Genomic DNA, 25,237 nt, shown 5'->3' with positions numbered 1-25,237 from the left:
TCGCTCTCCGTCAGCCGGTCGCGGGCGGGCTCCAGGTCGTTTCCTCGTCGAGCGGGTAGACCGGCCGCGGCAGCTTTGTCCAAGTGAAGTTCGCGAGCACCGGGGACGTCAAGCCCGGACAGTCGACTTCGTAGATCTGTTCGGGCTTGAAGAACTCGTCGAATCCGCCGCGGAAATGGCCCCGGCTCTTCACCACGACGACCCTTGCCTGGGCAATATCGAGATCGAAAATCTCGAACTGGCGCGGATCCATGCACTGGCAGCGGATGGTGATGACGACCGCCTGGATGCCGCCGAGGTCGAGCAAGGCCGATGGTCCCATGTCGGCGGAAACGTTCTTCAGCACGCCGCGGCGGCCAAGGAACTTGCCGTCCGAGAGCTTGATCACCTTCGCTTCGCAATCGAAGGGCAGGGAGAACTCTTGGTGCTCTTGCGTGTTGAACGAAGCGGTGAAGATCGCGCCTTCGCCCAGCTCATGCGCCTTGGCGGCCAGGGCGGCATCGTTGAAGACGCCGAGAATGACGCCCTGTGCCTTGGCGCCTCTCAAGGCGCGCAGCAGATAAGTGGTGTTGCCGCGGCCACCGCCGCCGGGATTGTCAGCCACGTCGGCTAAGACGATCGGCTTGCGCCGCTTGTCGCGGCCGACGGAGGTTGCGAGCTGCGTGGCGTCGGCGAGCGACATCATGGCCCGCTTGAAGCGCTCCTTCATGTCCCAGGCGCGCTTGGCAATATCGAGCGACAGCTCGGCGGCGGCCTGGCGGTTGCCGTTGCGCGCCGTCACTACGGCGGTGAGGCCATTCTTGGGGCTGTCGCTGTAGGCGAAGCCCGCCATCACCGAAACATTCAGGATATCGCCGCCGACCTTGGTCTGGCCGTACTTGATGAGATCGGCGTAGGGGCCGCGCGCCGTCAGCAGCGCGATCTGGGGTGGCACCAGCGGGATCTTGACCATCTCGATCGCCGTGCGCGTTCCGGCCAGCAGCTCGCGCATATGCTTGGCTGCTTCGACGCCGCGCTCGTAGATGTCGACGTGCGGGTTTTCGAGATAGCCCACGAAGACGTCTAGATTGTCGATCATCTTGCGCGAGACATTGGCGTGCAGGTCGAACACCGCGACGATCGGCACGTCGGGCCCAGCCACGCGGCGCAGGATCTCGAACAGGTCGCCGTCAGGATCGTCGGTGCCTTCGGCGAGAGCTGCGCCATGGCAGGCGACGAAGATCGCATCGACCGGCAACACCGATTGCAGGCTGGCCTCGATCTCGGCGAGATAGGCCTTGAAGAAGTTTCCGTCGACCGGCCCGCCGGGCTGCGCCAGCGCGACGCGCAGCGGGACGGGTGTCCAGGTGCCGGTGCGATCCATCTCGGTAAAGAAGCCCGGCAAGTCGGGCAGGGTGATCGATTTGCCCGAACGGGCTTCGCTCACGATCCGGTTGCCGCGGATATCGACGTCATGCTCGAAATCTTCCGCCGTGGTGACCGGTGCGAACCGGTTGCACTCGATGGCGAAACCGAGAACGGCGATCCGCGGATTGTCCTTGGACACGGTCTCCTCCTTCAGGCCGCGAAGGCGGGCTCGTACGCGAAGAGTCCAGCCTGGCCGCCAGTGTGAATGAAGACGATGTTTTCGTCCTTGCCGAATGTGCCCTTGCGGATCAGGTCGATCAGGCCCGACATGGCTTTGCCGGAATAGACCGGATCGAACAGCAGGGACTCGGTCTCGGCCAGGAGCTGGACCGCTTCCTTCATTGCCGGCGTCGGGATGCCATAGGCCTCGCCGAAATAGGCGTCGTTGGCTTCGATGTTGTCATGTGGCGCGGCGCCTTTGAGGCCGAGATGTGCCCAGGTTTCGTCGACCAGAGCGGCGACGTTCTTCTCTTGAACACCGCGAGGCCGGCCGACAGTGATGCCGAGCACGCGCACACCGCTTTGCATCCCGTCGAAGCCGGCGATCAATCCGGCCTGCGTGCCACTGCTGCCGGTGGCGTGGACAACCCGGTCGAGGCGAATGCCAAGGTCGGCCGCCTGCTGCAGGATCTCTGCCGCGCAACCGACATAACCCAACGCGCCGATCGGGTTCGAGCCTCCAACGGGAATGATGTACGGGTTGCCGCCGGCGCGGCGCACGTCGTCGGCTGCGCGCTCGCCTGCCTCCACCATCTGCGTGTCGCGCGGTACGTACTTCAACGTCGCGCCGAGCAGCCGGTCGAGCAGGATATTGCCGTTGTGGCGATAGGCTTCGGTCGGCTGTGAGACACGCTCTTCGAGAACGAGAATGCACTTCAGGCCGACCTTGGCTGCAGCGGCTGCGGTTTGCCGGGCATGGTTCGATTGAAGTGCGCCCAGGGTGATCAGCGTATCGGCACCCTGGCTCAGCGCATCGGCGACCAGATATTCGAGCTTGCGGGTCTTGTTGCCGCCGGTGGCGAGGCCCGTGCAATCGTCACGCTTGATCCAGAGGCGCGGGCCACCGAGACGGTCACTGAGTCGCGTCATGGGTTCGAGGGGTGTCGGCAGATGTCCAAGACGCACGCGCGGAAAACGACCAAGCTGCAACAACTCATTCCCCTTCAATTAGCGCTGTCGCGCGAGGAACGCGTCGACCAGTGCATTGAACGTAGCGGCCTGCTCGAAATATGGCGAGTGTCCGGAGTCCGAGATTATCTCGGCTTCGCCGCAGGGCAGGTTTGCTGCGATGGCGCTTGCGAGGAACGCCGGGAAGACGGTGTCTTCGCCGCCTGCGATCAGGAAGGTCGGCACGCGGAACGTTTTCAGGTCGGCGAGCGTGCGCGTTGCGGTGCGACGCAAGCCCTCGCGCAGCTTCACCTTGTCGAGCGTACCAGCCATCTCGTCGATGCTGCGATAGAGAAGGTGAAGCGCCGGCCAACGCTTCGCCGCTGACGCACCGACGGCGGGATGAATGCCTTTGGCCATGCCGTCGGCGATCTTCGCGTCGGCGTCCTTCAACCAGGCATCATAGTTCTTTCCACCCGACGGATCGCTGCCGCGACGATCGAGCGTGCCGGACGTCGAACTCAGCACCAGCGCCTTCACCTTGTCGGGATGGGCCAGCGTGTATTCGAGCATCGTCCAGCCGCCCATCGACTGTCCCACCAGGCGGACATCGGAAAATTTCAGATGGTCGATTAGGGCCGCGAGATCGTCGGCATAGTCGGCAGGGTCGGGGCCGTCTGCGATTGCATCCGAGGGCGCAAATCCGCGATGAGCGAAGGTAACGCACGTGTAATGCGGCGCGAAGTGCGCGACCTGCTGCCACCAGCTCAGGTGATTGCCGCCCAGCCCATGGGCGAACAGCAGCGCCGGACCACTGCCGGTGACTTCATAGTAAAGAGTGCCGAAGGGGCGCTTCAGCCGGCCGGTCGTGCGCGGCGGCGTCGCATAAGAAGACATGACTGAACCCTCTCAGAAGAGGATCAGCCTAGTGCCCACGACACCGAGCGGCCAGCGGCCGGAGGCGAACAGACGGAACTTGCTTTCGAAGAGCGATGCGGTTTCGCCGGCCATCCGCGCGACCGCGAGTTGATAGACAGCCTGCGAAGCAGCACCGGCTGCGACATGAACGGAGGCCTTGGCGGCGTCCCCCATGCGGGCTGCGGCCGTGGCTGCCTTGCCGTGTACGAACTCACCCACGTCCGTCGTGAGTTCCGTGAGCACCGTCCAGAGCTCCCGCTCACCATGGAGCGTTTCCGCTTGGCCTAGCAGAGTGCGGCGCTGGGCCTCTTCGCGATCCCACCAGGCGGATGACCAGTCGGGTGACTTCAGGAGTCGTTCCGCTTCGGGCCAATCATGTGCCAGGTCGATCGAGAGCGGGCCAAGGTCGAGCGCGCTGGCGTAGGCTTCGGCATCGGCGAGGTCACCCTCGACCAGAGGCTCACCGAGAGCGGCGAACCACGACGCGGCACGAGCCTCCGCTCTCAGCCTGTCGAGCGGGGCGAGCGGCAGGACGGCGGCGGGTTTCACGCGGCCTGCCGGACCTCCGGCAAGGTGAGACCGTACTTGGTCGCGACTTCGGTCGCGCGTGTCATGAAGTCGGCACGCATCTCGTCGTTGGTGCGCTGCTTGATGTTCCACTTGCGGAACACCTCATTGTTTCTCGACTTCGAGCCACCGAAGAAGGAAGGCAGGTAGGGGAAGTATTCGTCGATGGCGGCCTGCAGCGTGGCCTTGCCCTCTGGCGTCTTGATCAGCTCGGCGGTGAAATCCTCGCCGAACTGCGCGTGGAAGCGCTCCTCCGGCATCGTGGCGCGCGCCAGGTTGCGCAGCGGGTGGAAGGTGCAGTGCAGAAGGTCCTCGACCTGCAGGATCTCGGCGAGGTCAGCCAAAAGCTTGATGGCGACGAACTCCTCCCAGGTCTTGAGCGGAAACTCGAAGATGGAGAGCGGGCGCTTGCCAGTACCGGGGACCATGCGTTGCTCGGGAATGCCCATCTGCACGCCGAGCTGCTTGAAGCGCACGTGATGACCATACTCTTCCATGGCGACCCGGCAGGTCAGCCACTTGGCGTAGGGCGTCGGCGCATAGGCGATCGCCGGTTCGTCGAACACCTGGGCGCCATAGAGTTCGTTGACGGCATGGCTGATCACCAGCTTGGCCACGGCCTCGCGATATTCCTCGGGGGCGTCCTTCAGCTCTTCGACGGTCTTGACGATGATCGGCTGGGTCATAGTCGCTCTCCTCAGACGAGAGGTTCGGTGTTGAAGGCTTCGAGATCGGTGGTGAGATCGGTGAACTGGCCGCCGAGCTTGGCCGAAAGATCCTGCGCGAGGCTCGATGGTGCGCCGGCTTCCAGTTTTGCAACAGGCCGTGGCTGGCCGAACAGAAAGACCTCGCGGCCGCGCACGCCCAGGAGCTGGCCGGTGATGCTCTTGCCGGCGGGCGAGCAGAGTGCCGTCACGAGATTGGCGACATGGTGGGCGCCGATCTTCAGCGCGCGTTCCTTGTAGGTCTTCTGCGCGTCGTTGGCGGGCTGGATGATGTCGGTCACGCGCGTGCGGGCAAACGGCGCCACGGCATTGGCGGTGATCTGCGCGCGGGCGAGGTCCATTGCCGTGACGCGCGTCAGGCCAAACAGGCCCGCCTTGGCGCTGGCGTAGGCGGCCTGGCCGAGATTGCCGTAGAGGCCGGCCGAGGAGACGATGTTGACGATGCGGCCCCAGTCATAGCCGTCCTTACCACCACGACCGGCCTTGCCCTGGTCGCGCATGACACCGGAAGCGGCATTGATCAGGTAGAAGGCGGCCGACAGGTTGGTGCGGATCACCGCATCCCAGTCGCCGGGATCGGCGCGGAAAACGAAAGCGTCGCGCAGGATGGCGGCGTTATTCACGACGATGTCGACGCCGCCGAAGTTCTTGACCGCGAGATCCACGAGCTGCTTGGCGACGCCGGGAGAGGCCACGCTTTCGCTGAACGCGATTGCCTTCTTGCCGATGGCCTTTGCTGCCTCACGCGCCACTTCGGGATCGCCGCCATCGCCCGCGATCGACGCGCCATTGTCGGCCACGATGACGCTCGCGCCTTCGGCCGCCAGGGCTTCGGCGATGGCGCGGCCGATCCCGCGGCCGGCGCCGGTGACGATCGCTGCGCGTCCGTCGAGAAGGCCTGTCATAGTTCCGCTCCCGTCTTTTTGTTGGCGCTCGCCATCTCCGCGGCGGTGTAGAAAGGGTCGGCATGGATGTCGATACGACGCATGCCGCGCTCCTCGAACAACCGCGTCGCTGCCTCGACCATGACCGGCGGGCCGGCGAGATAGGCCTTGCAGCCGTCGAGCTCATCGAAGTCCGCGGCGACTGCCTCATGGACCAGGCCGCTGCGCAGCGACGAGGGGCCGGCTTCGCTCAACACCGGCACGAAGTGCAGGTTCTTGTGCTTCTCGGCCAGGGCCGCGAAATGGTCGTGCAGGTAGAGATCGCGCTCGGTGCGAACGCCGAAATAGAAATAGATATGCTGCGGCAGTTCCTTCTGCAGCGCCCGTTCGATCACCGACTTGATCGGCGCCATGCCCGAGCCGCCGGCGACGGCGATGATCGGGCCGCGATGGGCCTCGCGTAGATAGGAGGGGCCAAACGGTCCCTCGACCCGCACGCTATCACCAATCGCGAGCTTCTCTGCGACATGCATACTGGTGGCGCCGCCGGCCGTGCGGCGGACGTGGAACTCCAGGATCGGGTCGCCCGGCACGTTGGCCATCGAATAATCACGCGGCGGGCAGCCCTCGAAGGTGACCGAGGCGAACTGGCCGGCCGAAAAGTCGAACGGCCCGCCCGAGACGATCTCGAGGCGGATGCGCTTGATGTCGTGCGTGGCATCGTCGAGGCCGACCACCTTGCAGGCCAGCAGGCGGCGAGGATGGACGATCAGATCGTCCTCCTCGAGCCAGGCGACCTCGCTCTCTTCCCAGGGCACAGCGCGGCAGGCGAGGATCAGTCCGCGCTCTTTCTCGTCATCGGAAAGGGCGAACTCCGAGTAGCCCTCCATCGTGACCTCGCCCTTCACGAGGTGCGACTTGCAGGCGCCGCAATTGCCGGACTGGCAGCCGAACGGATAGGAGATGCCGGCATCGAGGGCGGCCTCCAGAATGGTGGCGCCGGTCGGCACGTCGATGGTTCGGTCGGCCTGGGCGATGCGTACTTTGAAGCTCATTGGATAAGCGTAATAATTTGTTTGATGTACAAACAATCTCCGTTTACCACTCTGTAGATGGGCCGTCCACCCACCATGCCTGCAGAAGACCCCGGAACGAAGGCTGACGGCAAGCCCGCTGCCCGGGACCTCGATCGCGGCCTGCTGCCCTCCCTGATGGGCTACGCGCTGCGCCGCACACAGTCTGCCGTCTTTGCCGATTTCGCGGCCACCTTCGCGGCGGCCGGCGAGGCGCTGACGCCAGGGGAGTTCGGGTTGCTGGTGCTGGTCGATCGTAATGCGGGCCTGAGCCAGATGGCGCTGGCCCGTGCGCTCGGTATCGACCGCTCGACCCTGGTGCCCATTCTCGATCGTCTGCAGGGACGGGGCCTTCTGGTGCGTCGTCGCTCGCCGACCGACGGCCGCACGCACGCGCTGGCTTTGACACCCGTCGGTGCAAAAGCGCTAGCGCGTTTCGCAAAACTGGTGCGCGCGCACGAAGCACGAATCGCGTCGGCTCTTTCGACCGCCGAAACACGAACATTGATAGAGTTGCTGGAGAAGGTGAGGGCGTCGTCGCTATAGTCGCCGCCCCGTGAGTACCTCAGCTGTTGCTTCCTCCGTCGACTATGATTCGCCCGCCGTTCGTCGCGGCCGCATCTGGTTGTTCGCCATCGCCGCTGCCTGTTTCATCCTCTGCCAGTTCACCCGGTCGGTGACTGGCGTGCTGGGGCCGACGCTCCGCACCGAGATCGGTCTCAGCGCCGAGCAACTCGGCACGGTGACGGGCGCCTTCTTCTGGGGCATCGCGCTGATGCAGATCCCGTCGGGGGTGCTGTTCGACCGCTACGGGCCACGCCTCACGGTGGCACTCACCTTGTTCCTCGGCGTCGTCGGCGGATTGCTCTTCGCCTTCGGCAAGAGCTTCGAGGAGCTGACGGCGGGCATGTTCGTGCTGGGCCTTGGCACGTCGGCGGTGTTCATGGGGGCGATCGTGCTGATCGCGCGGTGGTGGCCGCCGAAGCGCTTTGCGACGCTCTCCGCCACCATGATGTCGCTGGGCTATATCGGCAATCTCAGCGCCACCGAGCCCTTCGTCTGGATCATGGGCTGGATCGGTTGGCGCTGGGGTTTCTCTGTCGCCATTTTCGGCATTCTGGTCTCGGCCGTGCTGATGCTGTTCGTCGTGCGCGATGCGCCACCCGGATCCGACTGGACGAAGCGCGAACCCGAGCCGCTCCTGTCGGTGATTCGCGGTCTTGGGGAAATCTTCCGTCATCCGGCGATGCCCGGCCTGATCGGCGCCGCGCTGATCGGCTACTCGACCAACTTCGCGATCCGTGGCCTGTGGCTTGGCCTCTACATGATCGACATCCACGGGCTCGGGACATCTGTAACCGGCCGCCTGCTGTTTGCCATGGCGGCACTTGGTACCGTCGGCATCTTCCTGGCGGGCTGGTTCGCTGGGCGCCTGGGGACGCCGCGGCCCGTGGTGTTGTGCTTTGCCGGAATCAGCTTCTCCTGCATGACGACCCTCGCGCTGTGGTCGAATATTCCGACTGCAGCGCTGATCGCCGTACTGCTGGTCTTCGGGCTCTTCTCAAATTTCTTCCCGGCGATCATCGAGCATGGCCGCTCGCTGTTCGACGACCGCCTGCGCGGCCGGTCGCTCACCTCCATCAATGTCTGGGTATTCGTCGGCGTCGGCATCACCCAGCCGGTCAGCGGCTTCATCATGGAGTCGTTCATGCCAGTGGGTGTGACGACGGGGGCGCTACCGGAAGAAGCCTACCGCGCGCTCTTTGCCTATCTCGCCGTGCTGGTCCTGGCCGGCGCTTCTGCTTACGCCCTCTTTGCAAGGTATCGACGTTCATGACCGCTTCGCCTGCGTCCGCCCATCCGGACTTTCAGCATTTCTCCAAGGACCTCATGCACGATTCGGAAATGCTCGCCGCCCTGCGCGCCAATCCACCGGAAGTGCTCAAGACCTTGAATGGCGAGCTGCTCGATATCGATTCGGCGCGCGGCTATGCGCGGTTTCGCTTCGAGGTCGTGCCGGCCTTCTGTCATTCGCAGGGCCGCATCTGTCAGGGCGGTTTCCTGACCGGCATGGTCGATACGGCAATGGCCAACGCGGCGATCGTGAAGGGCAAGCTCGGTGTCGCGGTACCCACGCTCGAGTTGAAGATCAGCTTCTTCGAAGCGATGGGGCCGGGGATTGTCTATGCCGAGGGGCGCGTGATGCGCTGGGGCGGCTCGGTGGGCTTCCTCGATGGCGACTTGAAGGACGAGAAGGGCCGCCTGATCGTTCACTCGACCTCGACCATCAAGATCGTGCGGCCCAAGGCGAAAACCTAGGAACCCGGGGGCGTCTCTCCCTTGAGCCGCGCTACTTCTTCTTCCAGCTGCTTGATCCGCTGGGTGAGTTGGTTAACCGCCGGGGCGATCTCGGCCTCGCTGTAGCGCGGCGTAATGTGCTGACGACAGTTGATGTCCCAGGCTTCGATGGTGAAGGCGATGGCTCGTTCAGGGCGGGCTCTGTAGCGCGGATCGACCAGCCGCTCCATCAGTTCGAGGTCGCCCTCGACGATGCGGGCGCGGCCCCACAGCTTCACCCGCTGCTGGGTCGCGAAATGCAGGATGAAGATGTGGGCGCGATCGTTCTCGCGCAGATGACCGAGCGAGATGTACTGGCGGTTGCCGGCAAAGTCGGCGAAGGCCAGCGTGTGGGTGCCGATCGGCTTCAGGAAGCCCGGCGGCCCGCCGCGGTGCTGTATATAAGGTCGGCCGTCGGCGCTCGCCGTCGCAAAGAAGAAGGTGTCGATGACACCGAGGAACTGACGGAGATCGTCGGTGATCTCCGTGTTCCAGGTCCGCCCCTCGAACTGGGCGCGCGATCCCAGACGGGTCTGCTCTGCCTTGACCGCTGGCGAGAACAGGACGTCGTCGGGATCTTCCATGGCTACTCCAGTTTCTTGCCGAGCTGGCCCGCGACTTCCTGGACGAACTGGAAGGCGACGCGGCCAGAGCGCGAGCCGCGCGTCACCGACCATTCGACGGCCTGCTTGCGCAGCGTCTCGACCGGCACGTCGAGCTTATAGAACTCGGCATAGCCTTCGATCATCGCGAAGAATGTATCCTGATCGGCGTTGTGGAAGCCGAGCCAGAGGCCGAAGCGGTCCGACAGGGACACCTTCTCTTCGACCGCTTCCGACGGATTGATCGCCGTCGAGCGCTCGTTCTCGATCATGTCGCGCGGCATCAGATGGCGGCGGTTCGAGGTCGCGTAGAAGACGACATTGTCCGGCCGGCCCTCGATGCCGCCTTCAAGCACGGCCTTCAGCGACTTGTAGGCTGCGTCCTGGCCGTCGAAGGAAAGATCGTCGCAGAAGACGACGAAGCGGCGCTGCGAGCCGCGGATCATCGAGAGCAGCGCGGGCAGGGAGGGGATGTCCTCGCGGTGGATTTCGACCAGCGCCAGGGGGCCCGGCGGGCCACCCATCTCGCGGTTCACGTGGGCGTGGACGGCCTTCACGATCGAACTCTTGCCGGCTCCACGCGAGCCCCAGAGCAGGGCGTTATTGGCTGGCAAGGCCTTGGCGAAGCGGCGGGTATTCTCCAGCAGGATGTCCTTCTGGCGGTCGATGCCCACCAGCAGGTCGATGCTGACGCGGTTAACCTTGGGCACGGCCTCGAGGCGGTGGCCGGCGGCGTGCCAGACGTAGGCTTCGGCTTCGTTGATGTCTGCGCTGGGGGGCGCCGGGGGCGCCAGGCGATCGAGTGCTTCCGCAATGCGTGAAATGAGGGCTTTAAAGTCTTGATCCATCGTTGCCGGCCGCTTGAAAGGGGGCGACCATATCCCCCTGCGCTTGCGTTGCAAAGCGGGGCGAGACCGCTATAGTCCGCGCGCTTTTTTCGACGGCCGGAAAGACTTGAGGGGGCGGAAGCAATGTTCATTTCCCAGGCATGGGCACAGGGTTCGGGTGGCGGCAGCGGCGACTTCCTCGTCCAGCTTTTCCCGCTCATCCTCATCTTCGTCGTCTTCTACTTCCTGCTGATCCGTCCGCAGCAAGCCAAGGTGCGCGCACAGCGCGAGATGTTGGCGGGCGTCAAGCGTGGCGACCGCGTCGTCACCGGCGGCGGCATCATCGGCCTGGTCACCAAGGTGATCTCCGACAACGAGGTCCAAGTGGAACTTGCCGAGGGCGTGCGGGTTCGCATCATCAAGCAGACCATCACGGATATCGTGGCGCGCGGCGAGTCGGTGCGCGGTCCGAAGGAGAGCGAGGAGGACGACAAGCCCCTGTTGCCGCCGCCCGCTCCCGTGGCCGCGCGCAAGAGCCTGCTGGGCAGCCTGTTCGGCGGCAAGAAATAGCCGCAAAAGACGGGCAGTAAGTCGACATGCTCAATCTTCCGCGTTGGCAGACCATCGGCATCATCACCGTCACGGTATTGGCGGTGTTGTTTGCGTTGCCCAACCTGCTGCCGTCGAGCGTGCTCGACCATTTGCCGGGCTGGTACGCCCAGAGCCGCATGAACCTCGGGCTCGACCTGCGCGGAGGTGCCCACTTCCTGCTGGAAGCCGACCTGCGCAGCCTGATGACCGAGCGGCTGACCAACCTTTCCGATTCGGTGCGGTCGGAACTGCGCAAGCAGCAGGTCCCGTACAAGGACATCACCATCGAAGGCGGCCGGAACGTCGTGATCGTCCTGCGTGACGAGACCCAGCGTTCCAAGGCGCTGGAGGCGATCCGTAATGTCGATCCGACGCTCGTCGCCTCGGGCAGCGGCGACATGATTCGCCTAGCCTATTCGGACCAGGAACTCACCAAGAAGAAGAAGGAAGTCATCGACCAGTCGATCGAGATCCTGCGTCGCCGCGTCGACGAGACCGGCACGATCGAGCCGACGATCGTTCGTCAGGGCGACGAGCGCATCCTGTTGCAAGTTCCCGGCATCAAGGACACGACCGACCTCAAGCGCAAGATCAACCAGACCGCCAAGCTCACCTTCCACCTCGTGAATGAGGATGTGGCGGCGACCGGCCAGAACATCCCGGCGAGCATGCCGGCCACGACGTCTCTTGTGCCGACGCGCGAGGGCATGCAGGAGCTGCGCCGCACCAATCCCAAGGCTTGGGAAGATATCCAGAACGCCAATCCGCGGATGACGCCGGAGCAGATCTGCCGGCGCTTTCAGCCGCAGTGTCTGCCTGTGCTCAAGCGCGTCGTGGTCGGTGGCGAGGATCTTGACGACGCCAAGGCGACGTTCGAGCAGCAGCAGGGTGGCCGCCCGATCATCAGCTTTACCTTTAACAGCGCTGGCGGCCGTTCCTTCTGCAATGCCACCCGCACGAACATCGGCAAGCGACTGGCGATCCAGCTCGACGGCGAGATCATCAGCGCTCCGGTCGTGCAGAGCGCGATCTGCGGCGGCAGCGGCATTATCACCGGCACCTTCACCACGCAGCAGACCCAGGAGCAGGCCCTGCTGTTGCGTTCGGGCGCGCTGCCGGCCACGCTCAGCATCATCCAGGAGAGCACGGTGGGCGCCGACCTCGGCGCCGACGCGATCCGCTCCGGCACGACGGCCGCGCTGGTCGGCACGGCCATGGTCGCGCTCTTCATGTTCATCGCCTACGGGCCACTGTTCGGCGGCTTCGCCAACCTCGCCATGCTGGTCAATCTGCTGCTGGTGATCGCCGGCATGTCGATCCTGGGCGCCTCGCTGACGCTTCCCGGCATCGCCGGCCTCGTCCTGACAGTGGGCATGTCGGTCGATTCCAACGTGCTGATCTACGAGCGCGTCCGAGAAGAGAAAGCGCTGGGTCGATCGGCCTTCAGTTCCATCGCGACCGGCTATGAACGGGCCATGTCGGCCATCATCGATGCCAACCTGACCGCGCTGATCGCCGGCGTGCTGCTGTTCGGCTTCGGTTCGGGCCCGATCCGTGGGTTCGCGACGGCGCTGACGCTCGGCCTGCTGACCCATCTTTTCACCGCAACCGTCTTCACGCGCATGCTGCTGGCCACCTGGGTGCGCTGGCGGCGGCCGACTGAAATCGTGATCTGAGGCCCTGCCAATGTTGTGGAAGCCTCTTCATCTCGTTCCTGCCGGCACAAAGTTCGACTTCCTGGGCAAGCGCCGTTTCGCGCTGATTGCGTCGACAACGGTCAACATCATCTCGCTGTTGGCGGTGTTCTTCATCGGGCTGAATTTCGGCATCGACTTCAAGGGCGGCATCGCCATCCAGGTACGTGCCAAGGAAGGCCCGGCGAATCTCGACAATCTGCGCAGCGTCGTGGGCGGGCTGGGTGTTGGTGAAGTCTCGCTGCAGGAGTTCGGCGATCCAACGACCGCCCTGATCCGTATCCAGCGTCAGGACGGTGGTCCGCAATGCGTGGCCGGTGCCCAGCGCATCATGCTCAGCCGGGCAGGCGAGGGCTGGCAGGTCAAGCCGGGCGCTCCCGAGACCGGCGACGTGGAGTTCACCGCGCCGCGGGCACTCGACGGTGTGAACTGGCGCGACGCCATCAGCCGTGTCGGCCTCACCATTCTCGATCGCCAGCTTCCGCGCGGTAATACGCAGACCGCCAAGGTCGAGATGACCCACGAGCAGCGCGCCGAATGGTGCCAGCAAGTGGCGATCAAGCTGGTCGAGGACGCGATCGGCGCCAAGTACGACCTGCGCGGCACCGAGTCGGTCGGCCCCAAGATCGGTGACGAGCTGATGCACGGCGGCATCCTGGCCGCACTCGCCACCATGGCCGCGATCGTGATCTACGTCTGGGTGCGCTACGAGTGGCAGTTCGGTGTTGGTGCGCTGATCGCCATGCTGCACGACCTGATCTCGACGCTCGGCATCTTCGTCCTGTTCCAGCTCGATTTCAGCCTGACGGCTCTTGCAGCCGTGCTGACCATTGCCGGCTACTCGATCAACGACAAGGTCGTCATCTTCGACCGCGTCCGCGAGAACATGCGGCGCTACAAGAAGATGGGTCTGATCGAGCTGCTGAACTTCAGCATCAACGAGGCGCTGGCCCGTACGCTGATGACGTCGGTCACGGTGTTCGTGGCGGTGCTGGCGCTGGTGCTGTTTGCCGGGCCGGTGCTCTACAGCTTCTCGGTCGCCATGCTGTGGGGCATCGTGGTCGGCACCTACTCGTCGATCTGGATCGCTTGCGCCGGCCTCGTCTACATGAACCTGAGGCCGGAGCAGTTCCGGCACGAAGACGAGAAGGCGGAGAAGGCCAAGGCGTGAAGCCGCCGGTTCCGGGCCCGGCCGACAAGACCCTGCCGACGCCCGATCCGTCGCAGGTTCAATATATTCGTAGCTACGGGCCCGGCCGTTTCCTGATCAGCGAGCGCGAATGGCACGAGCCGGTGCTGGTGACGCCAGCGGCGACGATTCCCTGGGCCGTGACGGCCGCCGGTGATCTGTCGCTCGCCTCCCTGGCGCCGCTTCAAGCTCTGGCGACGCCGACCGAACTGGTTGTGCTGGGGTGCGGCTCGCGTGCCGTCTTCATCACGCCAGACGTGCGTGCGGCTTTGAAGGCCGCCGGCATGGCGCTCGAGGTGGTTGATACCGGCTCGGCCTGCCGTATTTACAACGTCCTGTTGGCCGAGGGCCGGAGAGTGGCGGCGGCGCTCATTCCGCTGTAGGGAGCGGCATGCCGCTCGATCTCTACCTCGCCTTCATCGCCGCCTGCGTCGTGCTGATCGCGATCCCGGGCCCCAATGTCGCGTTGATCGTCGCCAACAGCGTGGCGCATGGCGCGCGCTACGGCCTCATGACCGTGGCCGGCACGGCGAGCGCCATGGTGCTGCAACTTGCGCTGGTCGTCTTGGGGGCGTCGGCCCTGCTGGGAATGCTGGCCAATCTCTTCGACTGGCTGCGCTGGCTGGGCGTCGCCTATCTCGTCTGGCTGGGCGTGCGCACCTGGCGTGCCACGGCGACGGACCTCGCCGGCATTCAGGCCGAACCGCGCTCGCTGGCCTCGATCTTCGCGCGTGGCTTCGCGGTCTCGCTCACCAATCCCAAGACGCTGCTCTTCTATGCAGCCTTCCTGCCGCAGTTCATTACCGCGAGTGGCGGCGGGGCTACGCATCAGCTCCTGCTATTGGCAGGGACCTTCCTCGTTGTTGCTGTGTTGCTCGACGGCGCCTGGGCGCTGCTGGCGAGTCGGCTACGCTCCTTGCTGCAGGCTCGGGCGCGATTGCGCAATCGCATCACCGGTAGTTTGCTGATCGGCGCCGGCGTTGGCCTCGCTTTCGCCCGCAAATGAAAACGGCGCCCACGAGGGCGCCGTTTCCGTGAGGTGTTGTCGTTTGGTCAGATCGGGGCGTTCTGCTGGGCCACCATGCAGTAGAGCATGCCGATCGAGAACATGGTGTTGAAGCGGCTGGCGTAGAGCGCCTTCGGTGCGGCCGCGGCCTTTTCCTCCGCCGTCGCGTCGACGAGGCCCAGGATCTTCTGCTGGTTCGGCCAGATGATGAACCAGACGTTGAAGGCCATGATCAGCGCCATCCACATACCGACGCCGATCATGATGAAGCCCGGACGCAGGGTCAGCGCCTGCACGATGTAGCCGTTCATCCAGGCCAACAGCGCGCCGGTGATGACGGTGGCGAGTGCGGCGTAACGGAACCAGAAGAGGACGTTGGGCGCGATGAACTTGGTGATCGCGGTCCGGCTTTCGACGGGCTGGATCTTGGGCATGGTCGGCACCTGCACGAAGTTCAGGTACCAGAGGAGGCCAATCCACATCACGCCGCTCAGCACGTGCAACCAGCGCATGACGAACGTAGCCCATGCATGGTCGATACGGGTCATCTGTCCCGTCGCGGCGCCTGCAATGATCACGATCAAGATGAGCAGCACGACCCCTGCTGAAACTGTGCGTCCCAGCGAAGTAAATATTGCGCCCATATCAAACATCCCCTTTATCTTGTTGATGGGATTAATGAATCCACGATCGGCATATTGTAAGCTCATACCGGCCTGCGTTCAACGGTCGCAGGTCTGACCTTATCCCCGCATGGCTCCTGCATATCCTGATCCCTACCGCGCACCCGACGCCTCGCATCGCTATGTGCTCGACCTCGTGCGTGGCGCCGATCGTGATCGCTTCCTCGGCGCCCTCTTTGCGCCCGAACCGGCGCGAACGGGTCTTCTGGCGCTGCTCGCCTTCGATCATGAGCTGGCCCGGACACGCACCGTCACCCGCGAACCGATGTTGGCGCGCATCCGACTGGAGTGGTGGCGCGAGGCTGTGGCGGAAGCCGCGGGCAAGGGCACGCCACGCGCCCAACCCATCGTCGAATCGCTCAGCGAAATCGTCAGGCGGCACGGGATCACCGTCGAGAAGCTCGCCGCCCTGATCGACGCTCGCGAGGAGGAGATCGACGGTCCCCTCGATGTCATGCGGGCTGGGCATGCGCTGGCCGATCTTGAGCTCGACGTGCTGGGCGCAACCGACTCCGCCTCTCAGCAGGCCGCGCATGCCGTCGCGGCAGCATGGTTGATGGGGGAAGGACCGGAGCGCGACTCCCTGCTGGGGGATGCGCGCGCCCTGCGTCGCAAGGTCGATCCCGCGGCGCTGCCGATCCTGTTGCCCGCCCTTTCGCTGGGCAGGCCGATGGGGCCGCTGCGCCGGCCGCTGGCCTATTGGTGGGCCGCCAAGCGCGGCACATACTGACGGGCGGAAAGACGGAGGAAGCGTGACGAAGACCAAGGCCAACGGCATCGAGATCGAATACGAGACCTTCGGCAAGAAGAGCGACCCCGCGCTGCTCCTGATCATGGGGCTGGGCGCGCAACTGACGCTCTGGCCGGAGTCGCTTTGCGAAGGTCTGGCGGCCAAGGGCTTCTTCGTCGTGCGCTACGACAATCGCGACGTCGGCCTCTCGACCGATTTCGGCAAGTGGGGCGTGCCCGACCTGATGGGCGCATTTGCGAAGCTGATGAAAGGCGAGAAGGTCGACACGCCCTATCTGCTGGACGACATGGCCGCCGACGCGGTTGGCCTGCTCGACGTGCTGGGCATCGACCGCGCCCACATGGTCGGCGCGTCGATGGGCGGCATGATCGCCCAGATCCTTGCCGCCAGGTATCCGCAGCGCACGCTCTCCCTGGTCTCGATCATGTCGACCAGCGGCCGGCCCGGCCTGCCGATGGGCAAGCCCGAGGCTGTGGCGATGTTGTCGGCGGCGCCGGAAGGCCCTGCGCGTGAACAGCTCGTCGCCCATGGCATGAAGCTGCGCACCGTGATCGGCAGCCCGGGCTACCCGGCCGATCCGACCGAGCTGCGCGCGCTGGTCGAGCGCAACATCGACCGCCGCTACTATCCCGAAGGGGCTGCGCGCCAATATCTCTCGGTGCTGGCGTCTGGTCCGCGCACCGATCTCCTCAAGACCGTGAAGGTGCCGACCCTCGTTCTGCATGGTGCCGACGATCCGCTGCTGCCGGTCGATTGCGGCCGCGATGTCGCGAGCCTGGTGCCGGGCGCCAAGATCGAGGTCTTTCCCGGCTGGGGCCACGACCTGCCGAAGGAGATGGTGCCGAAGCTGATCCAGAGCGTCTCGGCGTTTTGCAAGGCAGCGTAAGGATCAGCCATGAAGTTCGGTATTTTCTACGAGCACCAGCTCCCGCGCCCGTGGGGCGAGAAGAGCGAGTACCAGCTCCTGCAGGACTCGCTGACGCAGATCGAACTCGCCGACCGGCTGGGCTACGACTACGCCTGGGAGGTCGAGCATCACTTCCTCGAGGAATACTCCCATTCTTCTGCGCCGGAAGTGTTCCTGGGCGCGGCCAGCCAACGCACCAAACGCATCCGGCTGGGCCATGGCGTGATCCAGCTCACGACCAACCAGCCGCATCGTGTGGCCGAGAAGGTGGCGACGCTCGACCTGTTGTCGGGCGGCCGGGTCGAACTCGGCATGGGCGAGGCCGCGGGGCCGGCTGAGCTGCATCCCTTCAACATCCGCGTGCGCGACAAGCGCGAGCGTTGGGAGGAGGCTGTAAAGGCCATCGTCCCGATGTTCACCAAGGAAAGCTGGGAATTCCATGGCGAGTACTACGACTTCCCGGCGCGCAATGTGATTCCCAAACCGTTCCAGAAGCCGCATCCGCCGCTCTGGGTCGCCTGCTCGAACATCCAGACGATTGGCAAGGCGGGCGAGTGGGGCATGGGCGCACTCGGCTTCACGTTCGTGACGCCGGAAGCGGCGCGCGCCTGGGTGCACAAATACTACAACAACCTGCTGAACAACTCTCAGAAGCTCGCGGACTATCCCAGCAATCCCAACGTCGCGATGGTCTCGGGCTTTATGTGCGCGGCCACCGACGAGGAGGCCGAGGCCAAGGCGGCCGGTTGGACCTTCTTCATCTTCGCGTTGAGCTACTACGGTCGCAAAGGCGTCGATGCGCCGGGCACGTCCGATCTCTGGAAGGAATACCAGGCCTGGCGTGGCGGCCCGGAAGAGAAGAAGGCACTGGAGTCGGGCCTGATCGGCTCACCCGAGACGATCCGCAGGAAGCTGCGCCAGTTCCAGGCGAGCCGGGTCGATCAGGTGATCCTGCTGAACCAGGCCGGCAAGACCAGCCACGAGGATATCTGCTCCTCGCTGGAGCTGTTCGCCAGGGAAGTGATGCCCGAATTCCACGCGGCCGAGGCCGAGCAACAACAGTGGAAGCAGAAGGTGATGAATCGCGAGATCGTGCTCGAAGACCTCGACGTCCAGAAGTACGACATCTACAGCCATCAGAACGAGCACATCGTCCGGCTGACGCCGGAGCAGCTCAAGCAGAAGATGGCCGAGAAGGAAGCGGCGGCGAAACGGGCGTGACATGCACCACGTCCCCGTCCTGATCGCAGGCGGCGGGCCGGTCGGCATGACCCTGGCCCGCGCGCTGGCGCTTCACGGCGTGCGGTGCCTGCTGGTCGAGCGCAACCCCTCGACTACGCGGCACCCCAAGATGGACATCACCAACGGCCGGTCGATGGAGCTGTTCCGGCGGTTGGGCCTCGCCGACAAGCTGCGGGCGGTGGCTGTGCCGGAAGCCAACAATTTCGACGTGTCGTGGATCACCTCTCTCGCCCGGGAAAAGGGCGGCCGCGAGCTGCATCGCTTCCGCTACGCCAGCGTCGTCGAGAAGCGTGCCGAGATCCTGGCGCGCAACGACGGCACGCAGCCGCGCGAGCCCGCCATGCGCGTGAGCCAGGTGATGATCGAGCCGGTGCTGCGCGACGCTATCGTCGGGCATCCACTGATCGATGCGCGCTGGGGCGTGGCACTGGAAGACTTCGAGCAGGATGCGGAAGGCGTCACGGTTACGCTGCGGGCCATGGAAGGCGGTAGCACCGAGCAGGTGCGTTGCGAATTCCTGGCGGGCTGCGACGGCGGCTCCAGCCGGGTGCGGGCGAAGCTCGACATTGCGCTCGAAGGCCGGGCGGCGGTCGCGCAGCGCTACATGATTCATTTCCGGTCCGACGCGCGCGACCTGCTGCAGGCGTTTGGCGTTGCCTGGCATTACCAGACCGGCAAAGGCACGCTGATTGCGCAGGACGACAAGGATGCCTGGACGTTGCAGACGCGTCCGCCGCCGGGCGTCGATCCGGCCTCGATCGATCCCAATGCCTTGCTCGATGCATGGGCGGGGCGGTCCTTCGAGCGCGAAATCCTGGTCGCCAATCCTTGGGTGACGCACCTCTTGCTGGCCGAACGTTATGGTGCGGGGCGCGTGTTTCTCGCTGGCGACTCGGCGCATCAATACATCCCGACCGGTGGCTACGGCATGAACACGGGCATCGGCGATGCCGTCGACCTCGGATGGAAGCTCGCGGCGACGCTCAAGGGATACGCCGGTCCGGGCTTGCTGGCGTCCTACGAAAAGGAGCGTCGACCTGTGGGCTTGCGCAACCGGCTGGCCTCGGAACGGCACGCCGGCGTCCGCATCAAGATCGCCGAACTCTATGAAAGTGAGCGCGATTCCGATGCGCTCGGCCGTGCCATCGCAGCCCTTGGCAACGCCGAGAACGAGAGCTGGGGCATCGAGTTCGGTTATCGGTATGACGGTGTCGACGGCGATCCTGTGATCTACCAGCCGACGACTGCACCGGGCGCCCGCTTGCCCAGCACCTTCCTGCGTGACGGTTCGGCGCTCTACGACCATCTCGGGCCATGGTTCACCTTGCTGCGCTTCGGCGATGCCGATCCGTCACCTCTGATCGACTCTGCGCCCGTGCCGCTCGAGACGGTGATCGTCGACGATGCATATCTCGCGTCCATCTACGAGGCGAGGCTGGTCCTGGTGAGGCCCGACACCCATATCGCCTGGCGTGGCAACGCCTGCGATGACGGCGATGCCGTGTGGAGCAGGGTACTTGGATGAAGATTGCGGTGATCGGCGGCGGGATCGGCGGCCTGTCTGCGGCGCTGGGCCTCCTCAAGGCAGGTTTCGACGTTCAGGTCTACGAGCAGGCACCGTTGTTCGGTGAGATCGGCGCCGGCATTCAGATCAGTCCCAACGCATCGCGTCTGTTGCAGCGTCTCGGCCTTGGCGCAGCTCTGGAGAAGTATGGTGTACGGCCCGTCGCCGTGCATCAGAAGCGTTGGGACGATGGCCGCACGCTCCAGCGCGCTGCGTTAGGGTCGGAGGTCGAGTCCCGCTTCGGCGCACCCTACTATCATTTCCACCGCGGCGATCTCGCGGCCCTGCTGGCCGCCGCGATGCCCAAGGAGCGCACCCACGCCGGCCATCGTCTTGTCGGCATCGAGGAGAAGGGCGAGCGGGTCGTCGCCCGCTTCGACAATGGTGCGGCGGTCGAAGCTGATCTGCTGATCGGCGCCGATGGCATTCATTCCAAGGTGCGCGCGCTCACCTTCGGGCCGGAGAAGCCGAGGTTCACCGGCTGCGTTGCCTGGCGTGGCCTGGTGCCCGCCGAACGCATTGCCCATCTCGACATCGAGGTCGCCTCGCACAACTGGATGGGGCCGGAGGCGCATTGTGTGCACTACTGGGTGTCGGCGAAGCGGCTGATGAACGTGGTCTGCATCGTCGAGCACGGCACCTGGACCAACGAATCGTGGACCGACAGGGGCGATGTCGCCGATGTGCTGGCGCGTTACGAAGGCTGGCACCCAACGGTGCGGGGCCTGATCGAGGCCTTCCCGGAGACATTCATCTGGGCACTGCATGACCGCGCGCCGCTGCCGGAATGGACCCGCGGCCGGATCGCGCTGCTGGGCGATGCCTGTCATCCGATGCTCCCCATGATGGCGCAGGGTGCCGCGCAGGCGATCGAAGATGGCGGGGCGCTGGTCTCGATTTTGTCGGCGATGAAGGACGATCTGCCGGCGGCCCTGCGCCGTTACGAGGTGTTGCGCAAGCCACGCGCGACTCGCCTGCAGGAGGCGAGTGCGGCCAACCGCGTGCGCTTCCATCTGCCCGACGGCCCGAAACAGCAGGAGCGCGACGTCGCCATGGCAGGTTCGGGCGACCGCTCGCTCGACGCGATCGCGTGGCTCTATGGGCATGATGCTGCTGATATGCCGACGACGGCGTAGCGTACGGCCGCGCGATATGGCCTAATCTCCGGCAAAGCACCGCTCCCCGAGGGCGGAACAGACAATGCCGCCTAGGGAGGCGACGCCATGTACAGCTATGTCGCGCGGCGGCTGGTTTTCGGCGCGCTGACGATTGTCGGCGTATCGATCATGGTCTTCGTGGTCATGCGCATCCTGCCGGGTGATCCGCTGGTCGCGATCTTCGGCGCCGAGGGCATGACCAAGCTCACCGACGAGCAGCGGGCTCACTACATGGACGAGTTGGGGCTGAGCGACCCGCTGTGGGTGCAGTATCTCAACTGGATAAGGGACATCCTGCGCGGCGATTTCGGCCGCTCGTTCTTCCGCTCCGAGAGCGTCGCCGACATGATCCTGCGGCGCGGGCCCCTGACGGCGGAGATCGCCATCATCTCCGTGGTGCTGTCGTGGCTCGTGGGTATCCCGGTCGCGGTCGTGAGCGCGTTGCGCCCCAACAGCATTGCCGACAGCGTGGCGCGCTTCACCAGTATCCTGTTCATTGCCGTGCCGGGCTTCTGGGTCGGCATGCTGATCGTGCTGGGATTGCTTTTCTGGTTCGGCTACCGCGCGCCGATGGCGGGCGTGTCGCTGCTGGCGGACCCGTGGAGCAACCTGCAGATCGTCATCGGGCCGGCCATCGTGCTGGGCCTGGGGCAAGCGGCCTACATCGCCCGCATGGCGCGCTCCAGCCTTCTCGAAGTGATCCGTGAGGATTACGTACGGACCGCGCGCGCCAAGGGGTTGAACGGCAAGCTGGTGATTGCGCTGCATGCATTGCCCAATGCACTCCTGCCAGTCATCACCTTGTCCGGTGTGCTGCTGGGCCTGGTGCTGGCGGGATCGATCCCGGTCGAGCGTGCCTTCGCCACACCGGGACTTGGCTACGCCATGTTCACGGCGGTGAACGAGCGCGACGTCTTCGTCATGCAGAACCTGGTGTTCCTCTACGCCGTGGTGTTCGTGGGGCTGAACATCCTGGTCGATGTCACCATCGCGCTCCTGGACCCGAGGATACGCTACCAATGACGGCGACCGTTACCGCTCCAGTTTCCGCTTCACCGTCGCGCCCGCGAGCGGCCCTGCGCCTCTTCGGGTCGTTCTTTCGCCGCGCGCCGTTCTCGGCCTTCTGGGGCGTGGTGGCAGCCCTGATCGTCGCCATGGCGGTCGCGGCGCCGGTGATCGCTCCCTATCCGCCGCTCAAGTCCGACTTCCGCGCCATGCAGAAGCCGCCGGATGAGAAGCACTGGTTCGGTACCGACCAGATCGGCCGCGACACACTGAGCCGCGTCATCTACGGCAGCCAGACGTCGCTCACCGTGGCGCTCGGTGCGGTGCTGTTCGGCACCACGGTGGGAGCACTGTGGGGGCTGGCCTGCGGCTACTTCGGTGGCCGCTTCGACATGGTGAGCCAGAGGATCATCGAGTTCCTGCAGTCTTTTCCGGACTTGATCCTGGCCATGGCCATCGCCATGGCTCTGGGCGGTGGCCTCTTTACCGTCATCGTTGCGATTGCCATTACGCGCATTCCATTCGGCGGGCGCGTCATCCGTTCGGTCGTGCTGTCGCTCAAGGAGATGCAGTATGTCGAGGCGGCACGCGGCATCGGTGCCTCGCATAAGCGCCTGATGTTCCGCCATATCCTGCCGCAGTGTGTGGCGCCTTACCTGATCCTCGCGACCACGCATCTCGGCGTCGCCATCGTGATCGAGGCATCGCTGGGTTTTCTGGGCGTCGGCATCCCGCCACCGATGCCGACCTGGGGCAACATGCTGGCTGATTCGTTGAATGCAGGCCTCGTGCCGCCCTGGTGGCTGGTCCTGTTCCCCGGGCTCGCCATCACCGTGACGGTGCTTGCCTTCAACCTTCTCGGCGACGGCATCCGCGACCTGCTCGATCCACGCCTGCGCGGTTCGGTCTAGAATGCTGCTGCCAGGGGAGACCTCACGCCGCCGTCGTGCAGATGGCACGACGCCAAGTGGCCGGGGATGACTTCGCGCAAAGCCGGCACCTCGGTCTTGCAGCGCGGCATGGCGTAGGGGCAGCGCGTGTGGAAATGGCAGCCGGACGGCGGATTGATCGGGCTCGGCACGTCACCCGTCAGGATCACCCGCTTGCGCCCGCGTGCGCTCGACTTGGGGATCGGCACCGCCGACAGCAGCGCTTCGCTGTAGGGATGCAGGGGCATCTCGAACAGGCTCCGCTTGTCGGTCATCTCGACGATGCGGCCGAGATACATCACGGCGACCCGGTGGCTGATGTGCTCCACGACCGCGAGATCATGGGCCACGAAGAGATAGGAGAGCTTGAACTCGTCCTGCAGGTCCATCAGCAAGTTGATGATCTGCGCCTGGATTGAAACGTCGAGGGCCGAGACCGGCTCGTCACCGACGATCAGCTCGGGATTGAGCGAGAGCGCGCGCGCAATGCCGATGCGCTGGCGCTGGCCGCCGGAGAATTCGTGCGGATAGGAATTCACGGCTTCGGGCCGCAGACCGACGCGCTCGAACAGCGCCGCGACGCGCTGCTTGCGTTCTTCCGGCGCGCCGAGATCGTGGACGATCAGCGGCTCCCCCACGATCTCGCCGGCGGTCATGCGCGGATTGAGCGACGCGTAGGGGTCCTGATAGATCATCTGCATCCGCCGCCGGTAGGGCAGCAGGCCTTGGGTGTCGAGCTGGGTGATGTCCTGGCCCGCGACCTTGATCGTACCGTGGGTGGGCTCCAGCAGCCGGAGCACGGTGCGTCCGACCGTGGATTTGCCGCAGCCCGATTCACCCACCAGACCCAGTGTCTCGCCACGGCCGATCGAGAACGACACACCGTCGACGGCATAGACACTTCCCGAGGCACGGCTGAAGAACCCTTTGCGGATGGGAAAGTGCTTCTTCAGCCCTTCGACTTCGAGCAGCGGCGTCATGCGCCGGCTCCAACGAGCATGCCGGCCAGCGCCTTGTCGGCATGCCAGCAGGCGATCCAGTGGCCGGGTCGCTGTTCCTCGAGGGGCGGCCGCACCTCCCGGCATCGGTCGCTGGCCAGGCCGCACCTTGGGGCGAAGCTGCAACCCTGCGGCAGGTTGAACAGCGACGGCACCATGCCCTTGATCTCGTTCAGCCGGGCACGGCGCGCGTCGCTCTGAGCTGCGGTGTCAAGGTGGGGGATCGAGGCGAGCAGGCCCCGTGTGTAGGGATGGCCCGGATTGTCGAACAGCCGGGCCGCGTCGGTCTCCTCGACCTTGCGGCCGGCGTACATGACCACGACGCGGTCGGCATTCTCGGCCACCACCCCCATGTCGTGGGTGATCAGGATAATCGCGGTGCCGAAGGTCTCCTGCAGCTCGCGCATCAGGTCGAGGATCTGGGCCTGGATGGTGACGTCGAGCGCCGTGGTCGGCTCGTCGGCGATCAGCACCTTGGGATTGCAGGACAGCGCCATGGCGATCATGACCCGCTGGCGCATGCCACCCGAGAGCTGGTGCGGATAGGCATGGGCGCGCCGTTCCGGCTCGGGAATGGAAACGCGCTTCAGCATGTCGACGGCACGATCCCAGGCGTCGCGTTTGCTCAACCCCTGATGCAGGGCGACGGCCTCGGCGATCTGCTTGCCCACCGTGTAGAGCGGGTTCAGGGAGGTCATCGGCTCCTGGAAGATCATCGAGATCTCGTTGCCGCGGATGCGTTCCATCTCGGGCTCGCTGATCTCGAGCAGGTTCCTGCCCTCGAAGCGCACGGCGCCACCGACGATGCGTCCCGGCGGGTTTGCCACCAGGCGCAGGATGGAAAGCGCTGTCACGCTCTTGCCACAGCCCGATTCGCCGACGACGCCCAGGGTCTCGCCGGCCTTCAGGGCATAGGACACGCCGTCGACGGCGCGGACGGTGCCGACCGCGGTGAAGAAATGGGTCTGGAGGTCCTCGATCTGCAGGATCGTTTGCGCCGCCATCGACTCCCTTTGATTTATGGTGTTAGTTTTGGCCCACCAAGATGGACAAACCATCAGAGCATAGAGTGCT

Annotated in this window: 27 protein-coding genes; 15 read left to right on the top strand and 12 right to left on the bottom strand. The window is 64.9% G+C overall.

Features of this window, described 5'->3' with window-relative positions:
* Positions 1 to 10 precede the first annotated feature (10 nt).
* From EPO50_RS24375 to EPO50_RS24345, 7 genes are read right to left on the bottom strand one after another with little or no spacing between them, the layout of a single operon-like run.
* On the bottom strand, positions 11 to 1,546 hold the full coding sequence (locus EPO50_RS24375; RefSeq protein WP_296348385.1) for a M81 family metallopeptidase: 1,536 nt from the start codon (positions 1,544 to 1,546) through the stop codon (positions 11 to 13).
* Positions 1,547 to 1,557: 11 nt separating this feature from the next.
* Entirely contained in the window at positions 1,558 to 2,556 is a 999-nt protein-coding gene (locus tag EPO50_RS24370) for a D-cysteine desulfhydrase (RefSeq protein ID WP_296348382.1), read from the bottom strand.
* Positions 2,557 to 2,574: 18 nt separating this feature from the next.
* A complete protein-coding gene (locus EPO50_RS24365) occupies positions 2,575 to 3,411 on the bottom strand; it encodes an alpha/beta hydrolase (protein WP_296348380.1) in 837 nt (278 codons plus the stop codon).
* A 12-nt stretch (positions 3,412 to 3,423) separates the two neighbouring features.
* The gene (locus EPO50_RS24360; RefSeq protein ID WP_296348378.1) at positions 3,424 to 3,981 is read right to left on the bottom strand and encodes a hypothetical protein; all 558 of its coding nucleotides are present in this window, start codon (positions 3,979 to 3,981) and stop codon (positions 3,424 to 3,426) included.
* Positions 3,978 to 4,685, bottom strand: a complete 708-nt coding sequence (locus EPO50_RS24355) for a Phenylacetic acid catabolic protein (protein ID WP_296348376.1) — start codon at positions 4,683 to 4,685, stop codon at positions 3,978 to 3,980. Before EPO50_RS24355 ends, EPO50_RS24360 begins: the two co-directional genes overlap by 4 nt.
* A gap of 11 nt (positions 4,686 to 4,696) precedes the next feature.
* Entirely contained in the window at positions 4,697 to 5,629 is a 933-nt protein-coding gene (locus EPO50_RS24350) for an SDR family NAD(P)-dependent oxidoreductase (protein ID WP_296348374.1), read from the bottom strand.
* Positions 5,626 to 6,663 (bottom strand): 2Fe-2S iron-sulfur cluster-binding protein, encoded by a 1,038-nt coding sequence (locus EPO50_RS24345; RefSeq protein ID WP_296348373.1) that lies wholly within the window; start codon positions 6,661 to 6,663, stop codon positions 5,626 to 5,628. The genes EPO50_RS24350 and EPO50_RS24345 overlap by 4 nt, the downstream gene beginning before the upstream one ends.
* Positions 6,664 to 6,720: 57 nt before the next feature.
* Here EPO50_RS24345 and EPO50_RS24340 point away from each other — a divergent pair, with 57 nt between their 5' ends.
* Genes EPO50_RS24340 through EPO50_RS24330 form a run of 3 tightly spaced genes read left to right on the top strand, consistent with a single transcriptional unit; the run spans position 6,721 to position 9,000 of the window.
* On the top strand, positions 6,721 to 7,227 hold the full coding sequence (locus tag EPO50_RS24340) for a MarR family transcriptional regulator (RefSeq protein WP_296348370.1): 507 nt from the start codon (positions 6,721 to 6,723) through the stop codon (positions 7,225 to 7,227).
* Between the two features lie 10 nt (positions 7,228 to 7,237).
* Positions 7,238 to 8,518, top strand: coding sequence for an MFS transporter (locus tag EPO50_RS24335; protein WP_296348368.1), 1,281 nt, complete (start codon positions 7,238 to 7,240; stop codon positions 8,516 to 8,518).
* Positions 8,515 to 9,000 (top strand): PaaI family thioesterase, encoded by a 486-nt coding sequence (locus tag EPO50_RS24330; RefSeq protein ID WP_296348366.1) that lies wholly within the window; start codon positions 8,515 to 8,517, stop codon positions 8,998 to 9,000. The genes EPO50_RS24335 and EPO50_RS24330 overlap by 4 nt, the downstream gene beginning before the upstream one ends.
* On the opposite strand, the gene EPO50_RS24325 is transcribed toward EPO50_RS24330, so the two are convergent.
* Both EPO50_RS24325 and EPO50_RS24320 read right to left on the bottom strand, forming a co-directional pair.
* Entirely contained in the window at positions 8,997 to 9,602 is a 606-nt protein-coding gene (locus tag EPO50_RS24325) for a pyridoxamine 5'-phosphate oxidase family protein (protein WP_296348364.1), read from the bottom strand. The genes EPO50_RS24330 and EPO50_RS24325 overlap by 4 nt on opposite strands.
* Before the next feature lie 2 nt (positions 9,603 to 9,604).
* Positions 9,605 to 10,468 (bottom strand): ATP-binding protein, encoded by an 864-nt coding sequence (locus tag EPO50_RS24320; RefSeq protein WP_296348362.1) that lies wholly within the window; start codon positions 10,466 to 10,468, stop codon positions 9,605 to 9,607.
* Positions 10,469 to 10,591: 123 nt separating this feature from the next.
* On the opposite strand from EPO50_RS24320, the gene yajC reads away from it, so the two are divergent.
* From yajC to EPO50_RS24295, 5 genes are read left to right on the top strand one after another with little or no spacing between them, the layout of a single operon-like run.
* Positions 10,592 to 11,017 (top strand): preprotein translocase subunit YajC, encoded by a 426-nt coding sequence (gene yajC / locus EPO50_RS24315; protein WP_296348359.1) that lies wholly within the window; start codon positions 10,592 to 10,594, stop codon positions 11,015 to 11,017.
* A gap of 26 nt (positions 11,018 to 11,043) precedes the next feature.
* Positions 11,044 to 12,714: a protein translocase subunit SecD gene (gene secD / locus EPO50_RS24310; protein ID WP_296348358.1), complete on the top strand. Its 1,671-nt coding sequence runs from the start codon at positions 11,044 to 11,046 to the stop codon at positions 12,712 to 12,714.
* Positions 12,715 to 12,724: 10 nt separating this feature from the next.
* Positions 12,725 to 13,903, top strand: a complete 1,179-nt coding sequence (secF, locus tag EPO50_RS24305) for a protein translocase subunit SecF (protein WP_296348356.1) — start codon at positions 12,725 to 12,727, stop codon at positions 13,901 to 13,903.
* Positions 13,900 to 14,304 carry an Mth938-like domain-containing protein gene (locus EPO50_RS24300; protein ID WP_296348354.1) on the top strand — a complete coding sequence of 135 codons (405 nt, stop codon included), beginning with the start codon at positions 13,900 to 13,902 and terminating at the stop codon, positions 14,302 to 14,304. The genes secF and EPO50_RS24300 overlap by 4 nt, the downstream gene beginning before the upstream one ends.
* An 8-nt stretch (positions 14,305 to 14,312) precedes the next feature.
* Positions 14,313 to 14,927 carry a LysE family translocator gene (locus EPO50_RS24295; RefSeq protein ID WP_296348352.1) on the top strand — a complete coding sequence of 205 codons (615 nt, stop codon included), beginning with the start codon at positions 14,313 to 14,315 and terminating at the stop codon, positions 14,925 to 14,927.
* 47 nt (positions 14,928 to 14,974) lie between these two features.
* Here the strand turns inward: EPO50_RS24295 and EPO50_RS24290 are convergent, their stop codons facing one another.
* Positions 14,975 to 15,523 (bottom strand): urate hydroxylase PuuD, encoded by a 549-nt coding sequence (locus EPO50_RS24290; protein WP_296348350.1) that lies wholly within the window; start codon positions 15,521 to 15,523, stop codon positions 14,975 to 14,977.
* A gap of 157 nt (positions 15,524 to 15,680) precedes the next feature.
* Here EPO50_RS24290 and EPO50_RS24285 point away from each other — a divergent pair, with 157 nt between their 5' ends.
* The 7 genes from EPO50_RS24285 to EPO50_RS24255 all read left to right on the top strand — a co-directional run bounded on the left by EPO50_RS24285 (position 15,681) and on the right by EPO50_RS24255 (position 23,147).
* Positions 15,681 to 16,340, top strand: coding sequence for a squalene/phytoene synthase family protein (locus EPO50_RS24285; RefSeq protein WP_296348349.1), 660 nt, complete (start codon positions 15,681 to 15,683; stop codon positions 16,338 to 16,340).
* Positions 16,341 to 16,362: 22 nt separating this feature from the next.
* Positions 16,363 to 17,247, top strand: a complete 885-nt coding sequence (locus EPO50_RS24280) for an alpha/beta hydrolase (protein WP_296348347.1) — start codon at positions 16,363 to 16,365, stop codon at positions 17,245 to 17,247.
* A 9-nt stretch (positions 17,248 to 17,256) separates the two neighbouring features.
* Positions 17,257 to 18,489 (top strand): LLM class flavin-dependent oxidoreductase, encoded by a 1,233-nt coding sequence (locus EPO50_RS24275; protein WP_296348345.1) that lies wholly within the window; start codon positions 17,257 to 17,259, stop codon positions 18,487 to 18,489.
* Between the two features lies 1 nt (position 18,490).
* Positions 18,491 to 20,035, top strand: a complete 1,545-nt coding sequence (locus EPO50_RS24270) for an FAD-dependent monooxygenase (RefSeq protein ID WP_296348344.1) — start codon at positions 18,491 to 18,493, stop codon at positions 20,033 to 20,035.
* Positions 20,032 to 21,210 carry an FAD-dependent monooxygenase gene (locus EPO50_RS24265; protein ID WP_296348342.1) on the top strand — a complete coding sequence of 393 codons (1,179 nt, stop codon included), beginning with the start codon at positions 20,032 to 20,034 and terminating at the stop codon, positions 21,208 to 21,210. The genes EPO50_RS24270 and EPO50_RS24265 overlap by 4 nt, the downstream gene beginning before the upstream one ends.
* Before the next feature lie 87 nt (positions 21,211 to 21,297).
* Positions 21,298 to 22,254, top strand: coding sequence for an ABC transporter permease (locus EPO50_RS24260; protein ID WP_296348340.1), 957 nt, complete (start codon positions 21,298 to 21,300; stop codon positions 22,252 to 22,254).
* A complete protein-coding gene (locus tag EPO50_RS24255) occupies positions 22,251 to 23,147 on the top strand; it encodes an ABC transporter permease (protein WP_296348338.1) in 897 nt (298 codons plus the stop codon). The genes EPO50_RS24260 and EPO50_RS24255 overlap by 4 nt, the downstream gene beginning before the upstream one ends.
* Here the strand turns inward: EPO50_RS24255 and EPO50_RS24250 are convergent.
* Entirely contained in the window at positions 23,144 to 24,145 is a 1,002-nt protein-coding gene (locus tag EPO50_RS24250; protein ID WP_296348336.1) for an ABC transporter ATP-binding protein, read from the bottom strand. The two genes, EPO50_RS24255 and EPO50_RS24250, sit on opposite strands and share 4 nt — an antisense overlap.
* Positions 24,142 to 25,167, bottom strand: a complete 1,026-nt coding sequence (locus EPO50_RS24245) for an ABC transporter ATP-binding protein (protein WP_296348335.1) — start codon at positions 25,165 to 25,167, stop codon at positions 24,142 to 24,144. The genes EPO50_RS24250 and EPO50_RS24245 overlap by 4 nt, the downstream gene beginning before the upstream one ends.
* Positions 25,168 to 25,237 lie beyond the last annotated feature (70 nt).

Source organism: Reyranella sp., from assembly GCF_004297405.1.
Lineage (GTDB): Bacteria > Pseudomonadota > Alphaproteobacteria > Reyranellales > Reyranellaceae > Reyranella.
Note: the sequence above shows the minus strand (reverse complement) of the source record. Positions and strands in the feature narration are given on the sequence as shown.